This window comes from Klebsiella pneumoniae subsp. pneumoniae HS11286 (assembly GCF_000240185.1).
In the GTDB taxonomy this organism is placed as follows: domain Bacteria; phylum Pseudomonadota; class Gammaproteobacteria; order Enterobacterales; family Enterobacteriaceae; genus Klebsiella; species Klebsiella pneumoniae.
The window spans coordinates 4,014,960-4,037,344 of the sequence record NC_016845.1 but is presented as its reverse complement, the minus strand read 5'-3'; the positions used below and the strand labels follow the sequence as shown (position 1 = coordinate 4,037,344).

The window sequence follows — 22,385 nt, the reverse complement described above, 5'->3', positions numbered from 1 at the left end:
TCTTCATTTAATGAGCGCCTTGCTGAATCAGGAAGGGGGATCGGTACGTCCTTTATTAACCTCGGCGGGCGTGAATGCCGGGAAACTGCGCACTGACATCGAACAGGCCTTGAGCCGTTTACCGCAGGTGGAAGGCACCGGCGGCGATGTGCAACCTTCTCAGGATTTAGTGCGGATCCTCAACCTTTGCGACAAGCTGGCGCAAAAGAAAAAGGACAACTTTATTTCGTCGGAACTGTTCGTTCTGGCGGCGCTTGAATCACGCGGTACGCTGACCGACCTTTTAAAATCCGCCGGAGCAACAACCGCCAACGTGACTCAGGCGATTGAACAAATGCGCGGAGGGGAAAGCGTGAACGATCAGGGTGCCGAAGACCAACGTCAGGCATTGAAGAAATTTACCGTCGATCTCACCGAGCGTGCCGAGCAGGGCAAGCTGGATCCGGTGATCGGCCGTGATGAAGAGATTCGCCGTACCATTCAGGTACTGCAGCGTCGTACCAAAAACAACCCGGTGCTGATCGGTGAACCCGGGGTGGGTAAAACGGCAATCGTCGAAGGCCTGGCGCAGCGTATCGTCAACGGCGAAGTACCAGAAGGGCTGAAAGGCCGTCGGGTATTGGCGCTGGATATGGGGGCGCTGGTGGCCGGGGCGAAATACCGCGGTGAGTTTGAAGAGCGTCTGAAAGGCGTGCTGACCGACCTGTCAAAACAGGAAGGCAACGTCATTCTGTTTATCGACGAACTGCATACCATGGTGGGCGCTGGTAAAGCCGACGGCGCGATGGATGCGGGTAATATGCTGAAGCCGGCGCTGGCGCGTGGTGAACTGCACTGCGTCGGGGCGACGACGCTTGATGAATACCGTCAGTACATCGAAAAAGACGCCGCGCTGGAACGTCGCTTCCAGAAAGTGTTCGTCGCCGAGCCTTCGGTAGAAGATACCATCGCGATTCTGCGCGGTCTGAAAGAACGTTATGAGCTGCACCACCACGTGCAGATCACTGACCCGGCTATCGTGGCGGCGGCGACCTTATCGCATCGCTATATTGCCGACCGTCAGCTGCCGGATAAAGCCATCGACCTCATCGATGAGGCGGCATCCAGCATCCGTATGCAGATTGACTCCAAACCGGAAGAGCTGGACCGCCTCGATCGGCGTATTATCCAGCTGAAACTGGAACAGCAGGCGCTGAAGAAAGAGTCTGATGAGGCGAGCCTGAAGCGTCTTGATATGCTCAACGAGGAGCTGGCGGATAAAGAACGGCAGTACTCGGTGCTGGAAGAAGAGTGGAAAGCGGAAAAAGCGTCGCTCTCCGGCACCCAGACCATCAAAGCTGAGCTGGAGCAGGCGAAAATCGCCATCGAACAGGCGCGCCGCGTCGGCGATCTGGCGCGGATGTCCGAGCTGCAGTACGGCAAAATTCCGGAACTGGAGAAACAGCTGGCGGCGGCCACTCAGTCCGAAGGGAAAACCATGCGTCTGCTGCGTAATAAAGTGACGGATGCTGAAATCGCCGAAGTGCTGGCCCGCTGGACCGGTATCCCGGTCTCCCGCATGATGGAAAGCGAGCGCGACAAACTGCTGCGTATGGAGCAGGAGCTGCATCATCGGGTGATTGGCCAGGATGAGGCGGTTGAAGCGGTATCCAACGCCATTCGCCGCAGCCGCGCCGGGCTGTCCGATCCGAACCGGCCGATTGGTTCGTTCCTGTTCCTCGGTCCAACCGGGGTCGGTAAAACCGAGCTGTGTAAAACGCTGGCTAACTTTATGTTCGACAGCGACGACGCGATGGTGCGTATCGATATGTCCGAGTTTATGGAGAAACACTCCGTCTCGCGTCTGGTCGGTGCGCCTCCGGGATACGTCGGCTATGAAGAGGGAGGTTACCTGACCGAGGCGGTGCGCCGTCGTCCTTATTCCGTCATCCTGCTGGATGAAGTGGAAAAAGCGCACCCGGATGTGTTCAACATTCTGCTGCAGGTACTCGACGACGGGCGTCTCACCGACGGGCAGGGGAGAACGGTCGACTTCCGTAATACGGTAGTCATCATGACCTCGAACCTCGGTTCCGATCTGATTCAGGAACGGTTCGGCGAGCTGGACTACGGACATATGAAGGACCTGGTGCTGGGGGTAGTCAGCCAGAACTTCCGTCCGGAGTTCATCAACCGTATCGACGAAGTGGTGGTCTTCCATCCGCTGGGCGAGAAACATATTGCCTCTATTGCCCAGATCCAGCTGCAGCGTCTGTATAAACGTCTGGAAGAGCGCGGATATGAAGTGCAGATGTCCGATGAGGCGCTGAAGCTGCTGAGCGCCAATGGTTACGATCCGGTATACGGCGCGCGGCCATTGAAACGTGCTATTCAGCAGCAGATTGAGAACCCGTTAGCCCAGCAGATCCTTTCCGGTGAGCTGGTTCCGGGTAAAACCATCGAGCTGGTAGTAAAAGACGACCGCATTGTGGCAGTGCAGTAAATCACAAAACGACAAAAACGGGCCCAGCGGGCTCGTTTTTGTTTAAAAACCAGGCAAGAATTAAAGCTCAATACCTGATTTGGTTGAAAAGTGAGCGGTTGAATTCTTTTTTTGAATTTATCCTTGTCACTTCAGAATTACCCCCTATAATGCGCCTCCACTGACACGGAACAACGGCAAACAAGCCGCCGGGCTAGGAGGATTCAACGACGGAAATCGACGTTGAAAGCCGACAGAGGAAAGCAAAATAAGCGCTTGACTCTGAATGAGGAAAACGTATTATACGGGACCTCGCGACAGAGCGCTAAAGCGCGTCGCAACTGCTCTTTAACAATTTATCAGACAATCTGTGTGGGCACTCAAAGTGACATGGATTCTTAACGTCCTCGGACGAAAAATGAATACCAAGTCTCAAGAGTGAACACGTAATTCATTACGAAGTTTAATTCTTTGAGCATCAAACTTAAATTGAAGAGTTTGATCATGGCTCAGATTGAACGCTGGCGGCAGGCCTAACACATGCAAGTCGAGCGGTAGCACAGAGAGCTTGCTCTCGGGTGACGAGCGGCGGACGGGTGAGTAATGTCTGGGAAACTGCCTGATGGAGGGGGATAACTACTGGAAACGGTAGCTAATACCGCATAACGTCGCAAGACCAAAGTGGGGGACCTTCGGGCCTCATGCCATCAGATGTGCCCAGATGGGATTAGCTAGTAGGTGGGGTAACGGCTCACCTAGGCGACGATCCCTAGCTGGTCTGAGAGGATGACCAGCCACACTGGAACTGAGACACGGTCCAGACTCCTACGGGAGGCAGCAGTGGGGAATATTGCACAATGGGCGCAAGCCTGATGCAGCCATGCCGCGTGTGTGAAGAAGGCCTTCGGGTTGTAAAGCACTTTCAGCGGGGAGGAAGGCGTAAGGTTAATAACCTCTCGATTGACGTTACCCGCAGAAGAAGCACCGGCTAACTCCGTGCCAGCAGCCGCGGTAATACGGAGGGTGCAAGCGTTAATCGGAATTACTGGGCGTAAAGCGCACGCAGGCGGTCTGTCAAGTCGGATGTGAAATCCCCGGGCTCAACCTGGGAACTGCATTCGAAACTGGCAGGCTAGAGTCTTGTAGAGGGGGGTAGAATTCCAGGTGTAGCGGTGAAATGCGTAGAGATCTGGAGGAATACCGGTGGCGAAGGCGGCCCCCTGGACAAAGACTGACGCTCAGGTGCGAAAGCGTGGGGAGCAAACAGGATTAGATACCCTGGTAGTCCACGCCGTAAACGATGTCGATTTGGAGGTTGTGCCCTTGAGGCGTGGCTTCCGGAGCTAACGCGTTAAATCGACCGCCTGGGGAGTACGGCCGCAAGGTTAAAACTCAAATGAATTGACGGGGGCCCGCACAAGCGGTGGAGCATGTGGTTTAATTCGATGCAACGCGAAGAACCTTACCTGGTCTTGACATCCACAGAACTTTCCAGAGATGGATTGGTGCCTTCGGGAACTGTGAGACAGGTGCTGCATGGCTGTCGTCAGCTCGTGTTGTGAAATGTTGGGTTAAGTCCCGCAACGAGCGCAACCCTTATCCTTTGTTGCCAGCGGTCCGGCCGGGAACTCAAAGGAGACTGCCAGTGATAAACTGGAGGAAGGTGGGGATGACGTCAAGTCATCATGGCCCTTACGACCAGGGCTACACACGTGCTACAATGGCATATACAAAGAGAAGCGACCTCGCGAGAGCAAGCGGACCTCATAAAGTATGTCGTAGTCCGGATTGGAGTCTGCAACTCGACTCCATGAAGTCGGAATCGCTAGTAATCGTAGATCAGAATGCTACGGTGAATACGTTCCCGGGCCTTGTACACACCGCCCGTCACACCATGGGAGTGGGTTGCAAAAGAAGTAGGTAGCTTAACCTTCGGGAGGGCGCTTACCACTTTGTGATTCATGACTGGGGTGAAGTCGTAACAAGGTAACCGTAGGGGAACCTGCGGTTGGATCACCTCCTTACCTTAAAGAACCTGCCTTTGTAGTGCTCACACAGATTGTCTGATGAACGTAAAGAAGCAAGGCGTCTTGCGATTGAGACTTCAGTGTCCCCTTCGTCTAGAGGCCCAGGACACCGCCCTTTCACGGCGGTAACAGGGGTTCGAATCCCCTAGGGGACGCCACTTGCTGGTTCGTGAGTGAAAGACGCGTGCCGAACTATCTCAAAACTCATCTTCGGGTGACGTTTGAGATATTTGCTCTTTAAAAATCTGGATCAAGCTGAAAATTGAAACGACACACAGTTAATGTGTGTTCGAGTCTCTCAAATTTTCGCAATCAGAAGTGAAACATCTTCGGGTTGTGAGGTTAAGCGACTAAGCGTACACGGTGGATGCCCTGGCAGTCAGAGGCGATGAAGGACGTGCTAATCTGCGAAAAGCGTCGGTAAGGTGATATGAACCGTTATAACCGGCGATGTCCGAATGGGGAAACCCAGTGTGATTCGTTGCACTATCGTTAACTGAATACATAGGTTAACGAGGCGAACCGGGGGAACTGAAACATCTAAGTACCCCGAGGAAAAGAAATCAACCGAGATTCCCCCAGTAGCGGCGAGCGAACGGGGAGCAGCCCAGAGTCTGAATCAGCTTGTGTGTTAGTGGAACGGTCTGGAAAGTCCGACGGTACAGGGTGATAGTCCCGTACACCAAAATGCACAGGCTGTGAACTCGAAGAGTAGGGCGGGACACGTGGTATCCTGTCTGAATATGGGGGGACCATCCTCCAAGGCTAAATACTCCTGACTGACCGATAGTGAACCAGTACCGTGAGGGAAAGGCGAAAAGAACCCCGGCGAGGGGAGTGAAAAAGAACCTGAAACCGTGTACGTACAAGCAGTGGGAGCACCTTCGGGTGTGACTGCGTACCTTTTGTATAATGGGTCAGCGACTTATATTCTGTAGCAAGGTTAACCGTATAGGGGAGCCGCAGGGAAACCGAGTCTTAACTGGGCGTTAAGTTGCAGGGTATAGACCCGAAACCCGGTGATCTAGCCATGGGCAGGTTGAAGGTTGGGTAACACTAACTGGAGGACCGAACCGACTAATGTTGAAAAATTAGCGGATGACTTGTGGCTGGGGGTGAAAGGCCAATCAAACCGGGAGATAGCTGGTTCTCCCCGAAAGCTATTTAGGTAGCGCCTCGTGAACTCATCTTCGGGGGTAGAGCACTGTTTCGGCTAGGGGGTCATCCCGACTTACCAACCCGATGCAAACTACGAATACCGAAGAATGTTATCACGGGAGACACACGGCGGGTGCTAACGTCCGTCGTGAAGAGGGAAACAACCCAGACCGCCAGCTAAGGTCCCAAAGTCATGGTTAAGTGGGAAACGATGTGGGAAGGCACAGACAGCCAGGATGTTGGCTTAGAAGCAGCCATCATTTAAAGAAAGCGTAATAGCTCACTGGTCGAGTCGGCCTGCGCGGAAGATGTAACGGGGCTAAACCATGCACCGAAGCTGCGGCAGCGACACTATGTGTTGTTGGGTAGGGGAGCGTTCTGTAAGCCTGCGAAGGTGTGCTGTGAGGCATGCTGGAGGTATCAGAAGTGCGAATGCTGACATAAGTAACGATAAAGCGGGTGAAAAGCCCGCTCGCCGGAAGACCAAGGGTTCCTGTCCAACGTTAATCGGGGCAGGGTGAGTCGACCCCTAAGGCGAGGCCGAAAGGCGTAGTCGATGGGAAACAGGTTAATATTCCTGTACTTGGTGTTACTGCGAAGGGGGGACGGAGAAGGCTATGTTAGCCGGGCGACGGTTGTCCCGGTTTAAGCATGTAGGCTGATTGTCCAGGCAAATCCGGATAATCAAGGCTGAGGTGTGATGACGAGGCACTACGGTGCTGAAGTAACAAATGCCCTGCTTCCAGGAAAAGCCTCTAAGCATCAGGTAACATCAAATCGTACCCCAAACCGACACAGGTGGTCAGGTAGAGAATACCAAGGCGCTTGAGAGAACTCGGGTGAAGGAACTAGGCAAAATGGTGCCGTAACTTCGGGAGAAGGCACGCTGGTGTGTAGGTGAAGTCCCTGCGGATGGAGCTGAGACCAGTCGAAGATACCAGCTGGCTGCAACTGTTTATTAAAAACACAGCACTGTGCAAACACGAAAGTGGACGTATACGGTGTGACGCCTGCCCGGTGCCGGAAGGTTAATTGATGGGGTTATCCGTAAGGAGAAGCTCTTGATCGAAGCCCCGGTAAACGGCGGCCGTAACTATAACGGTCCTAAGGTAGCGAAATTCCTTGTCGGGTAAGTTCCGACCTGCACGAATGGCGTAATGATGGCCAGGCTGTCTCCACCCGAGACTCAGTGAAATTGAACTCGCTGTGAAGATGCAGTGTACCCGCGGCAAGACGGAAAGACCCCGTGAACCTTTACTATAGCTTGACACTGAACATTGAGCCTTGATGTGTAGGATAGGTGGGAGGCTTTGAAGCGTGGACGCCAGTCTGCGTGGAGCCAACCTTGAAATACCACCCTTTAATGTTTGATGTTCTAACGTTGGCCCCTGACCGGGGTTGCGGACAGTGTCTGGTGGGTAGTTTGACTGGGGCGGTCTCCTCCCAAAGCGTAACGGAGGAGCACGAAGGTTAGCTAATCCTGGTCGGACATCAGGAGGTTAGTGCAATGGCATAAGCTAGCTTGACTGCGAGCGTGACGGCGCGAGCAGGTGCGAAAGCAGGTCATAGTGATCCGGTGGTTCTGAATGGAAGGGCCATCGCTCAACGGATAAAAGGTACTCCGGGGATAACAGGCTGATACCGCCCAAGAGTTCATATCGACGGCGGTGTTTGGCACCTCGATGTCGGCTCATCACATCCTGGGGCTGAAGTAGGTCCCAAGGGTATGGCTGTTCGCCATTTAAAGTGGTACGCGAGCTGGGTTTAGAACGTCGTGAGACAGTTCGGTCCCTATCTGCCGTGGGCGCTGGAGAATTGAGGGGGGCTGCTCCTAGTACGAGAGGACCGGAGTGGACGCATCACTGGTGTTCGGGTTGTCATGCCAATGGCACTGCCCGGTAGCTAAATGCGGAAGAGATAAGTGCTGAAAGCATCTAAGCACGAAACTTGCCCCGAGATGAGTTCTCCCTGAGACTATAAGTCTCCTGAAGGAACGTTAAGACGATGACGTTGATAGGCCGGGTGTGTAAGCGCAGCGATGCGTTGAGCTAACCGGTACTAATGAACCGTGAGGCTTAACCTTACAACGCCGAAGATGTTTTGGCGGATTTGAGAGAATTTTCAGCTCTGATTCAGAGTCCGAAGGATTTTGCGCTGAGACAAGGCGGCAAACGACGCGATGGAAGGAGCATACATAAGTATGTGACTGACACTCGCGAGAGCAGCCAACGCAGTATGAGCGCAAAAGACACAGGACGAGCACAAAGAATTTGCCTGGCGGCACTAGCGCGGTGGTCCCACCTGACCCCATGCCGAACTCAGAAGTGAAACGCCGTAGCGCCGATGGTAGTGTGGGGTCTCCCCATGTGAGAGTAGGGAACTGCCAGGCATCAAACAAGTGAAGAGCCCATCCTGCCGGATGGGCTTTTTGCGTTTCTGTCGTCCGGCCAGCGTGCCGGTATGTCTCCCCGGTGGCGCTGCGCTTACCGGGGCTACAAAACCGTACCCCGGACAAAGTGCGCAGCACCGCCTCCGGCGAAAATTACGCCATGTTCGCTCCATTATCTCCTTTCAACGCAAAATAAAACCCCGTCATGGCAATCCCTTCGCCATAATCCACTTTTTCCCTGCCCCTGCGCTGGCGATGATCGCGAAAACCGTGCTTGCGAAAAAAAATGTGAATCCAATCACATATAAAAGTATAACAATTATATAACATTTAGTTTACTAATTAATTTGTCTGCGTGACGTGGTACGCCCGACAAGACAGATTGCAGTCTTTGCTGGAGCAATATAACAATGACAGAAAGTAGCATTACCGAACGGGGCGCGCCGGAACTGGCCGATACCCGTCGTCGTATTTGGGCAATTGTTGGCGCTTCCTCGGGGAATCTGGTTGAATGGTTTGATTTTTACGTTTACTCATTCTGCTCGCTCTATTTCGCGCACATCTTCTTTCCATCCGGAAATACCACCACCCAACTGCTGCAAACGGCAGGCGTATTTGCCGCCGGATTTCTGATGCGTCCTATCGGTGGATGGCTGTTTGGTCGGATCGCTGACCGCCGGGGACGTAAAACGTCCATGCTTATCTCGGTCTGCATGATGTGCTTTGGCTCACTGGTGATTGCCTGTCTGCCGGGTTATGCGGTGATCGGCACCTGGGCCCCGGCGCTGCTGCTGCTGGCGCGTCTGTTCCAGGGGCTGTCTGTTGGCGGAGAATACGGCACCAGTGCGACCTATATGAGTGAAGTCGCGGTGGAGGGAAAGAAAGGCTTCTATGCCTCCTTCCAGTACGTTACGCTGATTGGTGGTCAACTGCTGGCTGTATTAGTGGTTGTGGCGCTCCAGCAGGTGCTTAGCGATGAAGATCTCCATGCCTGGGGATGGCGTATTCCTTTTGCCCTCGGGGCGGTACTGGCTATCGTCGCGCTGTGGCTGCGTCGCCAGCTGGACGAAACCTCGAAGCAGGAGACCCGGGCGCTGAAAGAGGCTGGCTCATTAAAAGGGTTGTGGCGCAATCGCCGGGCCTTTGCGATGGTGTTAGGCTTTACCGCCGCCGGATCGCTGACCTTCTACACCTTCACCACCTATATGCAAAAGTATCTGGTCAACACGGCGGGCATGACGGCCAGCACCGCCAGCGTGATCATGACCGCGGCGCTGTTCGTTTATATGCTGGTTCAGCCGCTATTCGGCGCCTTCTCGGATAAAGTTGGCCGCCGGACCTCCATGCTGTGCTTTGGCGTGCTGGCGACGTTATTTACCGTGCCTATTCTCAGCGCCTTGCAAAAAGTGAGCTCACCCTATGCCGCCTTCGGCCTGGTGATCTGCGCCTTACTGATTGTCAGTTTCTATACCTCGATCAGCGGCATCCTGAAAGCAGAGATGTTCCCGGCTCAGGTTCGCGCGCTTGGGGTCGGGTTGTCCTATGCCGTCGCGAACGCATTGTTCGGCGGCTCTGCGGAGTACGTCGCGCTGTCGCTTAAGTCGGCAGGGATAGAGCACGCGTTCTACTGGTATGTGACGGTGATGGCCGCCATTGCCTTCCTTGTCTCCCTGATGTTGCATCGCAAAGGGAAGGGGTTGCGTCTGTAACGCTTACTGATGAGCCAACTGCCATACAGCGTAGCCGGTGGTCGCGCCGGCGACATCCCAGGCAAAATCCTTCCAGCTCCAGCCGCTCCCAGCCGGGCGGCTGTCCCAAAGCTCTTTTGAGGCGCCAAGGCTGACGGAAAACATCAGGCCGATAGCGGCGCTGCGGTCCCGGCTGTAACCCTGATGTTGCGCATATTCATTGCCAGCGGCAGAGAGCATCGCTGAGGCCAGAAAATGCTGGGCTTTGTCCTGACCGGACCATGCATCATTTGCCATGTGGCTACAGCCGGTTAACAGCAGCGAAGCAATCACTATTATCGTACGCATAGCGCTTCCAGAAAAAAGCCCCGTCGAGGCGGGGCTGATAGTCAGAGAATACGGCTGATCAGCCGGTCAATGCGGATCCGCCGCAGACGGCGGATCAGTTTTCGCACTTTCACCGGATAGTCGGCGATACTTTGCAGATCCCGATAATGTTTCACTACCGTGGTGTGGGTGCGGATGAGCTTCAGCTCTTTCTCCCGCATGGCCCCCAGCTGCCGCTTTGGATCGTGGATCAGAATGGCGTTTTCCAGATCGAGCCGCCAGGCGCGCGGGTTCAGGTTGTTGCCAGTGAGCAGCATCCACTCATCGTCAACCCACATGCCTTTCAGGTGGTAGCTGTTATCGTCATCCTTCCACAGGCGGACGATCAGCTGATCGGTATTGACATAATACTGCAGCCGGCTGAGGAAACGCCGCAGGTTGATCTCATACAGATAGGGAAGGGCGCCGATGATTTTAAACGGCTGATCTTCAGGAATGTAGAAATCGTTAGCCGTTTTATCGCCGACAATAATCTCCACCTGTTTTCCATCGCGCAGCAGCTGGATGATATTTCTTACCAGTACGGCAGGGAGGTTGAAGTAGGGGGTGCAGATCGTCAGCTTGTGTTCGGCACAGGGCATCAGGTGAAAGATGGTTTTATTCAGCAGGCTCGATTTACCCAGGCCTACCAGCGGGGTGACGGAGAGTTCTTCGTCACCAGCGGTGCCGACAAAATGGTAGCTGCGGTCGCGGAGCTCCTGACGGTACTGGCGAATGTCGTTTTTGATTTCCGGGCTTCTTGGCCGATCCGGTCTGTCGAGACGGTTAACGCCGCGCCCCTGAACCAGATTGTTGTCGACCCAGTCGAACATGATGTCCGCCATTTTGCCGTTACGGATGCACTGATAGCGATCATAGCGATACTTATCATGCTGATGCAGATAAACATCATTCAGGCTGGCGCCGCTGTAGAGGACGCAGTCATCAATAATAAAGCCTTTGAAATGGAGAACGCCGAGCGCCTCCCGGGTGTTAATCGGCACGCCGTAAACGGGGATATCTACCCCTGGATTTTCATTGGCCATCCGACAATACCAGTCGGCATTGGTATTAGAGGCGGCGGCGCCGATACGGCCACGCTGAGCGCGGTGCCAGTCCACCAGAACGCGGACATCCAGTTCCGGACGCTGGCGTTTGGCGTCATAAAGGGCCTGCAAAATTCCTTTTCCGCCATCATCTTGCTCCAGATAGAGCGCAATAATGCATATACGCTGAGTGGCGTGGGCAATCCGGGTCAGTAACGCTTCCCTGAATTCCGCAGGGGCGTAAAAGAACTCTACATCATCAACTGACTGAGAAAGCTTAGGGAGTTGGGCAAGGTGTTGTTGATGTTTATTACGCTTAAATTTTGACAACATCACAGTGCGTTTCTTCTCTGTTTATTGAAGGGTCTTCTGTACCATGCAGACGACGTAAGCGGGCAATAATACCATTACTACCCGCTAATGTGGTCAACAATTGCGGTCAGCGTCGCGCGATTATCCCTGATTCAGGGGCAGCGACAGGCTGACAATCCCATCTTCCAGCTGAATATCGACGGTGAATCCCAGCTTTCTGGCGAGGCCTATCATGCCTCGGTTATTTGGCATCGTAATACCATTAAGGCGCTGCAGGCCATGGCTTTGCGTATAGGCGATCAGCTTTTCCAGCAACCTTCGCCCCAGGCCTAACCCTTTTAAATCTGAACGGACCAGAACGGCAAACTCGGCGTCAATATTATCGGGATCGGAGATCGCCCGCGTCACGCCGAGGATCTCGCTCTTCTCTGCGCTGGTCCTGACGGCAACGAACGCCATTTCTCGATCGTAGTCGATCTGGGTCATATTGGCTAAGTCGTCATGGGTAAATTCGTTGATCTCACTAAAATAGCGATAATAGAGATCTTCTTTGGTGACCTGGGCGATAAATGCGAGCAACTGTGGCTCATCTTCCGGGAGGATCGGCCGGAACAGACAGCGATCGCCATTTTTCATCACCACCCACTCCTCCAGTTGGTGCGGATAGGGACGAATAGCGAGACGGCTTTCACTGTCGCCGCTGAAGGGAGCAAGCCCCAGGGTAACGTCCAGCGCCGTAAACTCGTTGCCGGAGGCGAGCAGGGGATGAATATCCAGGCGCTGGATCTCCGGGCAGTCGACGATCAGGTTCGAGACCTGAACCAGCAGCTGGCTTAAGCCAGCGATATCCAGCGGGCGCAAGGCGCTGCGGCCGCGGATCTTCTTATTTTTGATCGCCTGGATCACCAGATAACGCGCCAGGTTCATATTCAGCGGCGGCAGCGCCACGGCGGCCTGGTCCTCGGCCCGCCACTCCACGCCGCCCTCGCCCAGCATAATCAACGGGCCGAAGACGGGATCGTGCTCAACCACTACTCTTAGCTCCTGGGCGCCAGCGCGATTGGCCATGCTTTGCACCAGCAATCCATGAATGCGCGCCTGGGGCCAGGCCAGTTTGACGCGATCGATCATCGCATCTGCAGCCTGCTGCACCTCGGCGGCGGTACGCAAATAGAGCATGACCCCCTGTACTTCTGATTTGTGCGGGATATCCGGAGAACGCAGCTTCAGCGCAACCGGATAGCCTATCTGCTCAGCGATATGCACCGCTTCCGCGCTGTCAGCGGCAATCCAGGTTGGCAGCGTGTGGATGCCATAGGCCCGAAGCACCGGGCTGACCTCGTGAGTATCCAGCGTGGTGGCGCCGTCATCTATCGCTTGCTGCAGCAGAGCATGCGCCTCGCTGGTATTGGCGGTTAAGGAGTCTGGTAGCACCGGCGTCTCGCGCAGTTGTTTCTGGTTGCGACGGTATTCCACCATATGCATAAAAGCGGTGATCGTGCCCTCCGGCGTACGGTAGGTAGGGAGGCCGGCATCGCTGAATAAACGTCGCGCTTCCTGCGAGGAAAATTCGCCGCACCAGTTGGTCAGCACGGTGACATATTTACCGCGCGGGTGATGCTTCAGAGCGTCAATCAGGGCCAGGGCACTCTCGGTGCCCGGCGCGGCGGCGCTGGGAGAGTGGATCACCAGCAGCGCGTCATAATCCTGACTGTTGAGCAAAACATTCACCGCCCGCTGATAGTGTTCGCTACTGGCGTCATCGCGTAGATCCAGCGGGTTGGCGATCTCCACGCCAACCGGCAACGCCTGACGCAGGGCGTCGCGCGTCTCCTCGCTGAGAGTCGCCAGCTTACCGTTTCGCAACCAAAGCTCATCCAGCGCCAGCGCCGCCGGCGCCGCACCGTTGCTGACGATCATCAGTTTTTCACCGCGCAGCGGGCGCATGTGGCTGAGCGTTTCCACCGCAGAGAACAGCTCATGGGTATCCTGCACCCGCAGCAGACCAGCGCGCTGAATGGCCGCATCCCATGCCGGGTCCATCCCGGAATTGGCGTGCAATAGCTTCTGCGCCGCCGGACTACGGCCGCTTTTAATCACCAGGATAGGTTTGTTTCGCGAAGCGCTGCGCGCGGCGGAGACAAAGCGGCGCGCGTCGCTGAGATGCTCGAGGTACAGCAAAATGGCGCTGGTCTTGCTGTCGCGGGCCAGAAAGTCCAGCAGGTCATCGACATCAATATCCAGGCTATCGCCCAGGGCGATGAAGTAGGAAAAACCCATCTCGCGCTGTTGCGCCCAGTCAAGGATAGTATTGGAGACGGCGGCCGACTGCGAGATAAAGGCCAGTTTACCGCGATGGATCGGCACCGGTGAAAAGCTGGCGTTCAGCCCTTGCCATGGGGCCAGCAGTCCGAGACTGTTGGGGCCGAGCAGACGCATCTGATAGCGCGCGGCGCATTCGAGCAGCGCCGGGTACTGTTCCGGCTGCGAAGAGAGGATGATGCAGGTCTTGCAGCCTTTTTGCCCTAAGGCTTCGAGCAATTCGAGATTACGCCTGGCGTTAGTACAGAGCACCGCCAGATCCGGGGTAAACGGCAGGCTCTCGATGGTAGGCCATGCCAGTACCCCAAGAACCGCCTTCCAGGCGGGGGTGACCGGCATCACCGGGCCATTGAAGCCGCCGGCTAACAGGTTGCGCATCATGAGATAGCCAGCGCGCTGCGGCTTCATTGATGCGCCAATAACGGCGATGGACTTTGGTCGCAGCAGCGCTTCCAGGCCTCGTTGGCTCATACCGGTCTCCTTTCATCCCAGTGACCGAATGATTTTAAACGTTTTCCACCTGGCCCGCTGTGATACTGCCCTTATGCTGGGTTTTTCCCGCCAGATAGCGGGTCCGGAAGCGGGTGAAGTGCTCGCCAAGCGCAGCGGCGGCCGGGGCATCGCCCGCCAGATCCAGCAGGGCGATGGCCACTTCCGCGGTACAATATTGTCCGTCGGCGTGCGCCTCGCGCAGATGGTAGGCAGAGATGCGCGACAGATCGACGGAGATAATCGGCAGCGCGTCGAGATAAGGACTCTTACGGAACATTTTGCGCGCTTCGGTCCAGGTGCCGTCGAGCATGATAAACAGCGGCGGTTTACCGGACGGCGGCGCGCTCAGGACCTGGCGATCCGGCCCGGCATAGGAGGCCGGAAATACGACCATGGGCTGATAATCAGGATGGGCGACCAGATCGAGCAGCGCCTGCGGCGGTTCGGTACGCGACCACTGAAACGCTTCGGTATCTGGCAGAATATCGGCGATGAGCCGGCCAGTGTTGCTGGGCTTCATCGGTTCCGTATCAAACATCACCAGGCAGAAGCGGCTGGCGGCCTGCGCTGAGGTTAACGTGGCGCACAGGCACTGCTTGAGCGGCAGCAGACAGCGCTGGCAGCGGCGGATGCGATTGCCGCGCGCAAGGAAAGGGCGGGTAGCTCGCGCGAGACGTTCGGCGCGCAGGCGAAGGACAGCGTTATCAGTCATGGGAGTCGCTAGTGAAAAACGCTATTGTCGCAGAGGTGAAAACGGGGCACAAGCGGTGCCCCGGAAGGGTTATTGTTGGCCGGCTTCGTTAAGCCAGCTATCGAATGGCGCTTTTGGCACTGCGCCATTGAGCATGTCGATCACTTCGCCATTTTTGAACATCATAATGGTCGGGATGCTGCGGATACGAAACCGGGCGCTAAGCTCACGTTCCGCTTCGGTGTTGACTTTCACAAAACGCATCTTCCCGCTACGCTCTTCCGCGACGTCTTCAAAGATCGGCGCGAAGCTACGGCAGGGTCCGCACCATGGCGCCCAGAAATCGACAACGACCGGCAGATCGTCCTTCAAGAGTTTATCCAGCGTTGCCCCGGTCGCGTTGATGACGTCGCCGTCAAAAAGATCGTGACCGCAGCGTCCGCACTTTGCGCCATCCGCGCTACGATCGTCCGGGAGGCGGTTCAGAGCCTGACAACTGGCACAAACGGTATTCATAACTAACCTCTGGTTATGGGTTGCAACGTGGCACGTGGCCGATATGTTTCTGTGATGTTACATATTATCGATGAAGTGTTATTTGAGGACAATGCGTTTTGTTCGATGAGTGCAATAGAGGCCGGCTTTTAAACGAAATCATGGCGAAGCGATGGCACATCGGGTAATCTGCGCGCTTCGCGCAGCGCAGGTGGAGAAAATTGATGAGCGACGAACTGAAAAATAAAAGCGGCAAGGTCAAAGTGATGTATGTCCGCAGTGATGATGATTCTGACAAACGCACCCATAACCCACGTACCGGGAAAGGGGGAGGTCGTCCAGGAAAATCTCGTGTTGACGGCCGCAGCCGCCCTGCGCGTGACGAACGAAACAGCCGCGGCGACGATCGCAAACGTGACGACCGTAAGCGTGACGATCGCAAACGCGATGATTTTCATCGCGACGATGCGTCTCCGTGGCGTACCGTTTCCCGCGCTCCTGGCGATGAGACGCCGGTAAAAGAAGATCACGGCGGGATCAGCGGGAAGAGCTTTATCGATCCGGAAGTGCTGCGTCGTCAGCGTGCGGAAGAGACCCGCGTATATGGCGAAAACGCCTGCCAGGCGCTGTTCCAGAGCCGTCCGGAAGCTATCGTTCGCGCCTGGTTTATTCAGAGCGTGACGCCGCGCTTTAAAGAGGCGCTGCGCTGGATGGCGGCCAACCGTAAGGCCTATCACGTGGTGGACGAAGCCGAGCTGGCGAAAGCCTCCGGCACCGAGCACCACGGCGGCGTCTGCTTCCTGATCAAAAAACGCCACGGCACTTCTGTTGCTCAATGGGTCGCGAAGGCCGGGGAAGAAGATTGCGTTCTGGCGCTGGAAGATGTGGGTAACCCACATAATCTCGGGGCGATCATGCGCAGCTGCGCGCACTTTGGCGTGAAGGGCGTGGTGGTTCAGGATGCCGGCGTGCTGGAGTCCGGGGCGGCGATCCGTACGGCGGAGGGCGGTGCGGAGCATGTTGAACCGATCACCGGCGACAGCTTTATCGATACCCTCGATCAGTTCCGCAAAGCGGGCTACGCGATTGTCTCAACGTCCAGCCATAATGGTACCCCGCTGTTTAAAGCCGAGCTGCCGAAGAAAATGGTGCTGGCGTTAGGCCAGGAACGTGATGGTCTGTCCGATGCGGCGATTTCCAGCGCCGATCTCAGCGTTGCCATCGACGGTACCGGCAACGTTGAAAGCCTGAACGTCTCTGTGGCGACCGGCGTCCTGCTGGCGGAATGGTGGCGTCAGAACAAGGCGTGATTCGCCTGCCTGAATGCAAAAAAGCCAGCTGATGCTGGCTTTTTTTATGGCTGTCAATCACTCGCTTTCAGCGGGAAGGACCGGCATCCAGTCGATCGGCGTTTCGCCGCGGTCAACCAGCCACTGGTTGGTCTGTACGAAATGGTTGCAGCCAAAGAAGCCGCGATGCGCAGAGAGCGGTGATGGATGCGGCGCCTTCAGCACGCAGTGGCGCTGACGATCGATAATCGCGCCTTTCTTCTGCGCATGGGAGCCCCACAGCAGAAAAACTACTCCCTCGCAATGCTCATTGATTAAAGCGATAACCTTATCGGTAAAGGTCTCCCAGCCCAGACTGGCGTGCGAGTGCGCCTGTCCGGCGCGGACGGTCAGGACCGTATTCAGCAGCAGCACGCCCTGTCGTGCCCAGCTTTCGAGATAACCGTGGGTGGGGCGGGTAAAGCCGGGGATCGTGGCCTCCAGCTCTTTATACATATTCAGCAACGAAGGCGGGATCGCGACGCCCGGACGAACTGAGAACGCCAGACCATGGGCCTGACCCGGGCCGTGATAGGGGTCCTGGCCGAGAATGACGACTTTGACATCGCCCAGTTCAGTAAAGCGAAACGCATTGAAGACGTCTTTTTGCGGTGGATAGATGGTGATCCCCGACTGGCGCTCTTCGGCGACGGTCTTCAGAGTATTGAGAAAATAGGGTTGTTGCTTTTCATCCGCCAGCACGTCATGCCAGGTTAAAGGGGTGGTCATCTTGCTCTCCTGCAAAAGGGTCATCGCTATAGCTTAACGGCTTCTTTCTATAGAACAAAATCGGCACGGCCTGATGCCGGCTTTTATGCAAAAAAAAATTGAAAATTTACAAAATTATTTATAGCTCACAATGGCGTAACTTGATGTAAAACAATAAAAACCTCCTATACCCACGTTGGGTGAGTGGTTTTTATTGATTTATATCAAGGAATGCCGAGGGTGCGGCTGATATATATACACTCATACAACAATGGTTTTACCAATTGGCCGCGAAGAGGCCAAAATCGAATAAACACTGCCTGGGAGGCATCAAATGATTACTGGTATCCAAATTACTAAAGCGGCAAACGACGACCTGCTCAACTCTTTCTGGCTGCTGGATAGCGAAAAAGGCGAAGCGCGCTGCCTGTGCGCCAAAGGTGGTTTTGCGGAAGATGATGTGGTTGCGGTAAGCAAACTGGGTGAAATCGAATATCGTGAAATCCCGGTGGACGTGAAACCGGAAGTGCGCGTCGAAGGCGGTCAGCACCTGAACGTTAACGTGCTGCGTCGCGAAACCCTGCTGGACGCGGTTGAGCATCCGGAAAAATATCCGCAGCTGACCATTCGTGTTTCCGGCTACGCGGTACGCTTCAACTCTCTGACGCCGGAACAGCAGCGCGACGTTATCGCCCGTACCTTTACCGAAAGCCTGTAAGGCTAACGCCAGATGTGAAAACGCCGGGATATCCCGGCGTTTTTTTTACTCATCGCTGGACGCTGATGGCGTCCCGGCCGCGCTTGGCTTCCGGCGCTTACCGATATTTTTCGTATCGCGGTGGCGCTTCTTCACCCGCGGTTTCTCTTTTTCATCTTTTTTCTTCTGCGCACGCTTCGCCAGCACTTTCTTCGATGGCTTACCCGTCAGCTTCTCGCTCGGCGCACGGGTCGTCGGGCGCAGTTCATCGATAACTCTGGCTTTCAACGGCTCTTCAATATAGCGACCAATCTTACCCAGCAGCAGGTGGTCATGAGCCTCGACCAGAGAAATGGCGGTCCCTTTTTTACCGGCGCGGCCGGTACGACCGATACGGTGCAGGTAGGTATCCGCGGTACGCGGCATATCGAAGTTAAAGACGTGGCTGACGTCCGGAATATCGATACCGCGGGCAGCGACGTCGGTGGCGATCAGCACGTTGACGCGGCCGTCGGTCAGGCGCTTGATAGCTTCGTTTCGCTTGGCCTGCACCATCTCGCCTTCCAGCCAGCAGGTGTTAATCCCGGCCTCACGCAGCCAGTTAGCCAGCTCATGCACGCGCTCGCGCTTACGCACAAACACGATAGCGCGGGTGGCTTCCGGCTGTTGCAACAGATTCACCAGCAGTTTGGTTTTATGTTCGATATCGTCGGCGCGGTAGTACCACTGATGGATTTTCTTACGCTCGCGGGTTGACGGATTGGCGGAAACTTCAACCGGCTCCTCCAGCAGACGCTCAGCGAAGTCTTTGATCGCATCGCCTTCCAGCGTCGCGGAGAACAGCATAGTCTGCTTGCGCCAGCGAGTTTCACCGGCGATGGTTTCGATATCCTGGGCAAAACCCATATCCAGCATGCGGTCGGCTTCATCGAGGATTAGGGTCTCGACGGCGCGGCAGTCGAAATTCTCTTCTTTAATATATTGCAGCAGGCGACCGGTGGTGGCGACTACGATGTCCTGGTTTTCGCTGAACACTTCCGCGTGGTTCATGTACGCCACGCCGCCGGTAATGGTGGCGATGTCCAGATGGGTATGCTTCGCCAGCTCGCGGGCGTGGTCGGCCACCTGCATCGCCAGCTCACGGGTCGGCGTCAGGATAAGAATGCGCGGCGGGCCGGATTTCTTACGCGGGAAATCGAGCAGGTGCTGCAACGCTGGCAGCAGATACGCCGCCGTTTTACCGGTGCCGGTCGGCGCTGAACCGAGAATGTCACGGCCATCGAGCGCAGGCGGAATAGCGGCGGCCTGAATGGCTGTCGGGCGAGTGAAACCTTTATCCTGGAGGGCTTCCAGCAGGTTTTCGTCGAGTTCAAGTTCGGAAAAAGTCGTTACAGTCATGTTCTACCTCTGAGTGGGCCGCCGATTATAGACGTTACTGACGTAATGTTCATCTGTTTGTAAGGCTATCTGTTCTCCGGTATTGTGCATAGCCTTAGGTTCAGGAGTTTTTGTCGGCAAGGTTATTGAGGATGTCTCAGTCGAAGTTTGCGCTGCCGCGCAATGGTTTTACCTTCAAACGGTTCTTTGTCGCTCACGATCGCTGCGCCATGAAGGTGGGTACCGACGGCATTTTGCTGGGCGCCTGGGCGCCGATTGCCGGAGTGAAGCATGTGCTGGATATTGGCGCGGGCAGCGGCTTGCTGGCGCTGATGCTCGCGCAGCGTACCGGAGATGATGTGCATGTCGAGGCGGTAGAACTGGACGAAGAGGCCGCCGCTCAGGCGCGGGAAAACGCCCTCGCGTCGCCGTGGGCTTCGCGGATTGAGGTCTGGCAGGCCGATATTCATCAGTGGCAGCCGTCGCAAACTCGACGCTATGAACTGATAATCAGTAATCCGCCCTTTTTTGCCGAAGGCGTGCCATGCGCGACCTCGCAGCGAGAGCAGGCGCGGTACACCACTACGCTCGATCACGCCTCCCTGCTGACCTGTGCCGCAGAGCATATTACCGAAGAAGGTTTTTTTTGCGTGGTGTTGCCGGTGGATATTGGTAATGCGTTCATCGAACGGGCAAGGGCGATGGGCTGGCATCTGCGACTGCGTACTGACGTGGCGGAGACCGAGCTGCGACCGCCGCATCGGGTGCTGCTGGCTTTCTCCCCGACGGCAGGGGAGTGTTTCAGCGACAGGCTGGCGATCCGCGGGCCAGAGCAGCAATATTCGGAAGGCTTTACCGCTCTGACCGAGGACTTTTATCTCTTTATGTGAGCCAGGGGCGAGAGTATCGACGGGCCGCTGTCAGGCAGCGGCTGCGGATAGTCGAGGGTATAATGCAGACCGCGGCTCTCCTTACGCAACATCGCGCAGCGTACGATAAGCTCCGCCACCTGCACCAGATTGCGCAGTTCCAGCAAATTATTCGAGACGCGGAAGCGGGCGTAATACTCATCCAGCTCCTGCTGGAGCATGGTAATGCGCCGCAGGGCGCGCTCCAGCCTGCGGGTGGTGCGCACAATCCCCACGTAATCCCACATCAGCAGGCGCAGTTCGTGCCAGTTGTGCTGGATAACCACCAGTTCATCCGGGATCTCCACCTGACTTTCATCCCATGCTGGCAGCGTGGCGACCTTCTGGGCGAGCGGCAGGCGCCGGGTAATATCCTCCGCGGCGGACCAGCCATAGACCAGGCACTCCAGCAACGAGTTCGACGCCATACGATTCGCGCCGTGCAGCCCGGTGTAGCTGACTTCGCCGATGGCGTATAAACCATCGACGTCGGTGCGGCCATTATCATCCACCATCACGCCGCCGCAGGTGTAATGCGCGGCGGGGACGACCGGCACCGGCTCTTTGGTTAAATCAATTCCCAGGCCGAGCAGCTTTTCATAAATCATCGGGAAATGCTGGCGAACAAACGCCTCGGGTTTATGGCTGATATCAAGGAACATACAGTCTACGCCCAGGCGCTTCATTTCATGGTCGATGGCGCGGGCGACGATATCGCGCGGGGCCAGCTCGCCGCGCTCGTCAAAGTCCGGCATAAAGCGGGTGCCATCCGGGCGTTTAAGGTGGGCGCCTTCGCCGCGCAGCGCTTCAGTAAGCAGGAAATTACGCGCCTGGGGGTGATATAGCGCGGTGGGGTGGAACTGGTTAAACTCCAGATTCGCCACCCGACATCCCGCCCGCCAGGCCATCGCAATCCCGTCTCCGGAAGAGACGTCGGGGTTAGTGGTATATTGGTAAACCTTCGCGGCCCCGCCGGTAGCGAGTACTACGGCTTTCGCGCTGCAGGTTTCCACCCGCTCTTTATTACGATTCCAGATCCATGCCCCGACCACCCGGCGCGTGCCTGGCAAGCCAATCTTATCCGATACGATCAAGTCGACGGCATTGCTGCGCTCAAGGATGCGGATATTGGGGTGGGCGAGGGCTTTATCGACCAGCGTCGTCTCCACCGCTTTGCCGGTAGCGTCGGCGGCGTGGAGAATGCGCCGATGGCTGTGGCCCCCTTCGCGCGTGAGATGATAGCTCTCTTCGCCATTGGCCTGGACCTGAGTGTCAAACAATACGCCCTGATCGATAAGCCACTGGACGCATGATCTGGCATTGCTGGCGACGAAGGTGACCGCATGGCGATCGCATAACCCTGCGCCGGCAATCAGGGTATCTTCGACATGGGATTCAATACTGTCCGTCTCGTCGAAAACGGCGGCAATCCCACCCTGGGCGTAGAACGTCGAACCTTCGCTGATCGGCCCTTTACTCAGCACGGTCACCGAACTGTGCTCAGCCAGGCGCAGGGCAAGGGAAAGACCGGCAGCGCCGCTGCCGATAATCAACACATCACAAGAGAAGTCAGGAGTGGTATTCATTGTCTTTGTTTAATTTACTAAACACATTTGGCTCACAATAGCACCGGTCCGTGAGGAATCGTACAATTTTTTTGTCTGCTGTTGTGACGGCTAAACAAAAGGCGAACGGAAACGGCGTCTTGCGCGCTGAAAATGAGACGCGGGGAAGGTTGATGACATTGGATTTTATAGTGAAATAAACGGCGTGTTACGATACCCTTCAGACGGGCCTGCGCTTTTTCTTATTGACTTACCTATCGTTTAGCAACCTGGGCATATAATGATTGATAACGATCTGCCGCCGTTGCCAGACAAAAAACAAAAAGCGTAACGGAACTTTATTGTTTTCATGCAC

At 55.8% G+C, this 22,385-nt stretch carries 14 protein-coding genes, 1 tRNA gene and 3 rRNA genes; 10 read left to right on the top strand and 8 right to left on the bottom strand.

The genetic code is table 11. The annotated features are described in order from the left end of the window. Positions 1–10 precede the first annotated feature (10 nt). From KPHS_39850 to KPHS_39820, 7 genes are all read left to right on the top strand, one after another. The gene (locus tag KPHS_39850; RefSeq protein ID YP_005228284.1) at positions 11–2,482 is read left to right on the top strand and encodes a protein disaggregation chaperone; all 2,472 of its coding nucleotides are present in this window, start codon (positions 11–13) and stop codon (positions 2,480–2,482) included. A gap of 472 nt (positions 2,483–2,954) precedes the next feature. Continuing rightward, positions 2,955–4,480 (top strand): 16S ribosomal RNA (locus KPHS_r00250). 90 nt (positions 4,481–4,570) lie between these two features. Beyond that, positions 4,571–4,646, top strand: a tRNA-Glu gene (locus tag KPHS_t00660). Positions 4,647–4,830: 184 nt separating this feature from the next. After that, positions 4,831–7,729, top strand: a 23S ribosomal RNA gene (locus KPHS_r00170). 192 nt (positions 7,730–7,921) lie between these two features. After that, positions 7,922–8,036: ribosomal RNA gene (locus tag KPHS_r00090) — 5S ribosomal RNA — on the top strand. The 16S, 23S and 5S rRNA genes sit together here with 1 tRNA gene alongside, the layout of an rRNA operon. An 81-nt stretch (positions 8,037–8,117) precedes the next feature. Beyond that, positions 8,118–8,231, top strand: a complete 114-nt coding sequence (locus KPHS_39830) for a hypothetical protein (RefSeq protein YP_005228283.1) — start codon at positions 8,118–8,120, stop codon at positions 8,229–8,231. Between the two features lie 214 nt (positions 8,232–8,445). Further along, positions 8,446–9,744 (top strand): alpha-ketoglutarate transporter, encoded by a 1,299-nt coding sequence (locus KPHS_39820; RefSeq protein YP_005228282.1) that lies wholly within the window; start codon positions 8,446–8,448, stop codon positions 9,742–9,744. 3 nt (positions 9,745–9,747) lie between these two features. Here KPHS_39820 and KPHS_39810 read toward each other — a convergent pair whose 3' ends face one another. The 5 genes from KPHS_39810 to KPHS_39770 form a co-directional block, all read right to left on the bottom strand. After that, positions 9,748–10,071: a YfiM family lipoprotein gene (locus tag KPHS_39810; RefSeq protein ID YP_005228281.1), complete on the bottom strand. Its 324-nt coding sequence runs from the start codon at positions 10,069–10,071 to the stop codon at positions 9,748–9,750. Positions 10,072–10,112: 41 nt separating this feature from the next. After that, positions 10,113–11,468 carry a phosphatidylserine synthase gene (locus KPHS_39800; RefSeq protein YP_005228280.1) on the bottom strand — a complete coding sequence of 452 codons (1,356 nt, stop codon included), beginning with the start codon at positions 11,466–11,468 and terminating at the stop codon, positions 10,113–10,115. A 120-nt stretch (positions 11,469–11,588) separates the two neighbouring features. Further along, the gene (locus tag KPHS_39790) at positions 11,589–14,240 is read right to left on the bottom strand and encodes a putative NAD(P)-binding and ATP-binding acyl-CoA synthetase (protein YP_005228279.1); all 2,652 of its coding nucleotides are present in this window, start codon (positions 14,238–14,240) and stop codon (positions 11,589–11,591) included. A gap of 34 nt (positions 14,241–14,274) precedes the next feature. Continuing rightward, positions 14,275–14,973, bottom strand: a complete 699-nt coding sequence (locus KPHS_39780) for a DTW domain-containing protein (protein YP_005228278.1) — start codon at positions 14,971–14,973, stop codon at positions 14,275–14,277. A 69-nt stretch (positions 14,974–15,042) separates the two neighbouring features. Continuing rightward, positions 15,043–15,468, bottom strand: coding sequence for a thioredoxin 2 (locus KPHS_39770; RefSeq protein ID YP_005228277.1), 426 nt, complete (start codon positions 15,466–15,468; stop codon positions 15,043–15,045). A 203-nt stretch (positions 15,469–15,671) separates the two neighbouring features. Between KPHS_39770 and KPHS_39760 the strand changes: the two genes are divergently transcribed. After that, positions 15,672–16,757, top strand: a complete 1,086-nt coding sequence (locus tag KPHS_39760; RefSeq protein ID YP_005228276.1) for a putative methyltransferase — start codon at positions 15,672–15,674, stop codon at positions 16,755–16,757. A 57-nt stretch (positions 16,758–16,814) separates the two neighbouring features. Here the strand turns inward: KPHS_39760 and KPHS_39750 are convergent, their stop codons facing one another. Continuing rightward, positions 16,815–17,504 (bottom strand): uracil-DNA glycosylase, encoded by a 690-nt coding sequence (locus tag KPHS_39750; RefSeq protein ID YP_005228275.1) that lies wholly within the window; start codon positions 17,502–17,504, stop codon positions 16,815–16,817. A 313-nt stretch (positions 17,505–17,817) separates the two neighbouring features. Here KPHS_39750 and KPHS_39740 point away from each other — a divergent pair, with 313 nt between their 5' ends. Continuing rightward, positions 17,818–18,201 carry an autonomous glycyl radical cofactor GrcA gene (locus KPHS_39740; RefSeq protein ID YP_005228274.1) on the top strand — a complete coding sequence of 128 codons (384 nt, stop codon included), beginning with the start codon at positions 17,818–17,820 and terminating at the stop codon, positions 18,199–18,201. 45 nt (positions 18,202–18,246) lie between these two features. On the opposite strand, the gene KPHS_39730 is transcribed toward KPHS_39740, so the two are convergent. Continuing rightward, the gene (locus KPHS_39730; RefSeq protein YP_005228273.1) at positions 18,247–19,578 is read right to left on the bottom strand and encodes an ATP-dependent RNA helicase SrmB; all 1,332 of its coding nucleotides are present in this window, start codon (positions 19,576–19,578) and stop codon (positions 18,247–18,249) included. Positions 19,579–19,709: 131 nt separating this feature from the next. On the opposite strand from KPHS_39730, the gene KPHS_39720 reads away from it, so the two are divergent. Beyond that, the gene (locus KPHS_39720) at positions 19,710–20,447 is read left to right on the top strand and encodes a tRNA1(Val) (adenine(37)-N6)-methyltransferase (RefSeq protein YP_005228272.1); all 738 of its coding nucleotides are present in this window, start codon (positions 19,710–19,712) and stop codon (positions 20,445–20,447) included. On the opposite strand, the gene KPHS_39710 is transcribed toward KPHS_39720, so the two are convergent. After that, positions 20,432–22,051: an L-aspartate oxidase gene (locus KPHS_39710; protein YP_005228271.1), complete on the bottom strand. Its 1,620-nt coding sequence runs from the start codon at positions 22,049–22,051 to the stop codon at positions 20,432–20,434. The two genes, KPHS_39720 and KPHS_39710, sit on opposite strands and share 16 nt — an antisense overlap. Between the last annotated feature and the right edge of the window lie 334 nt (positions 22,052–22,385).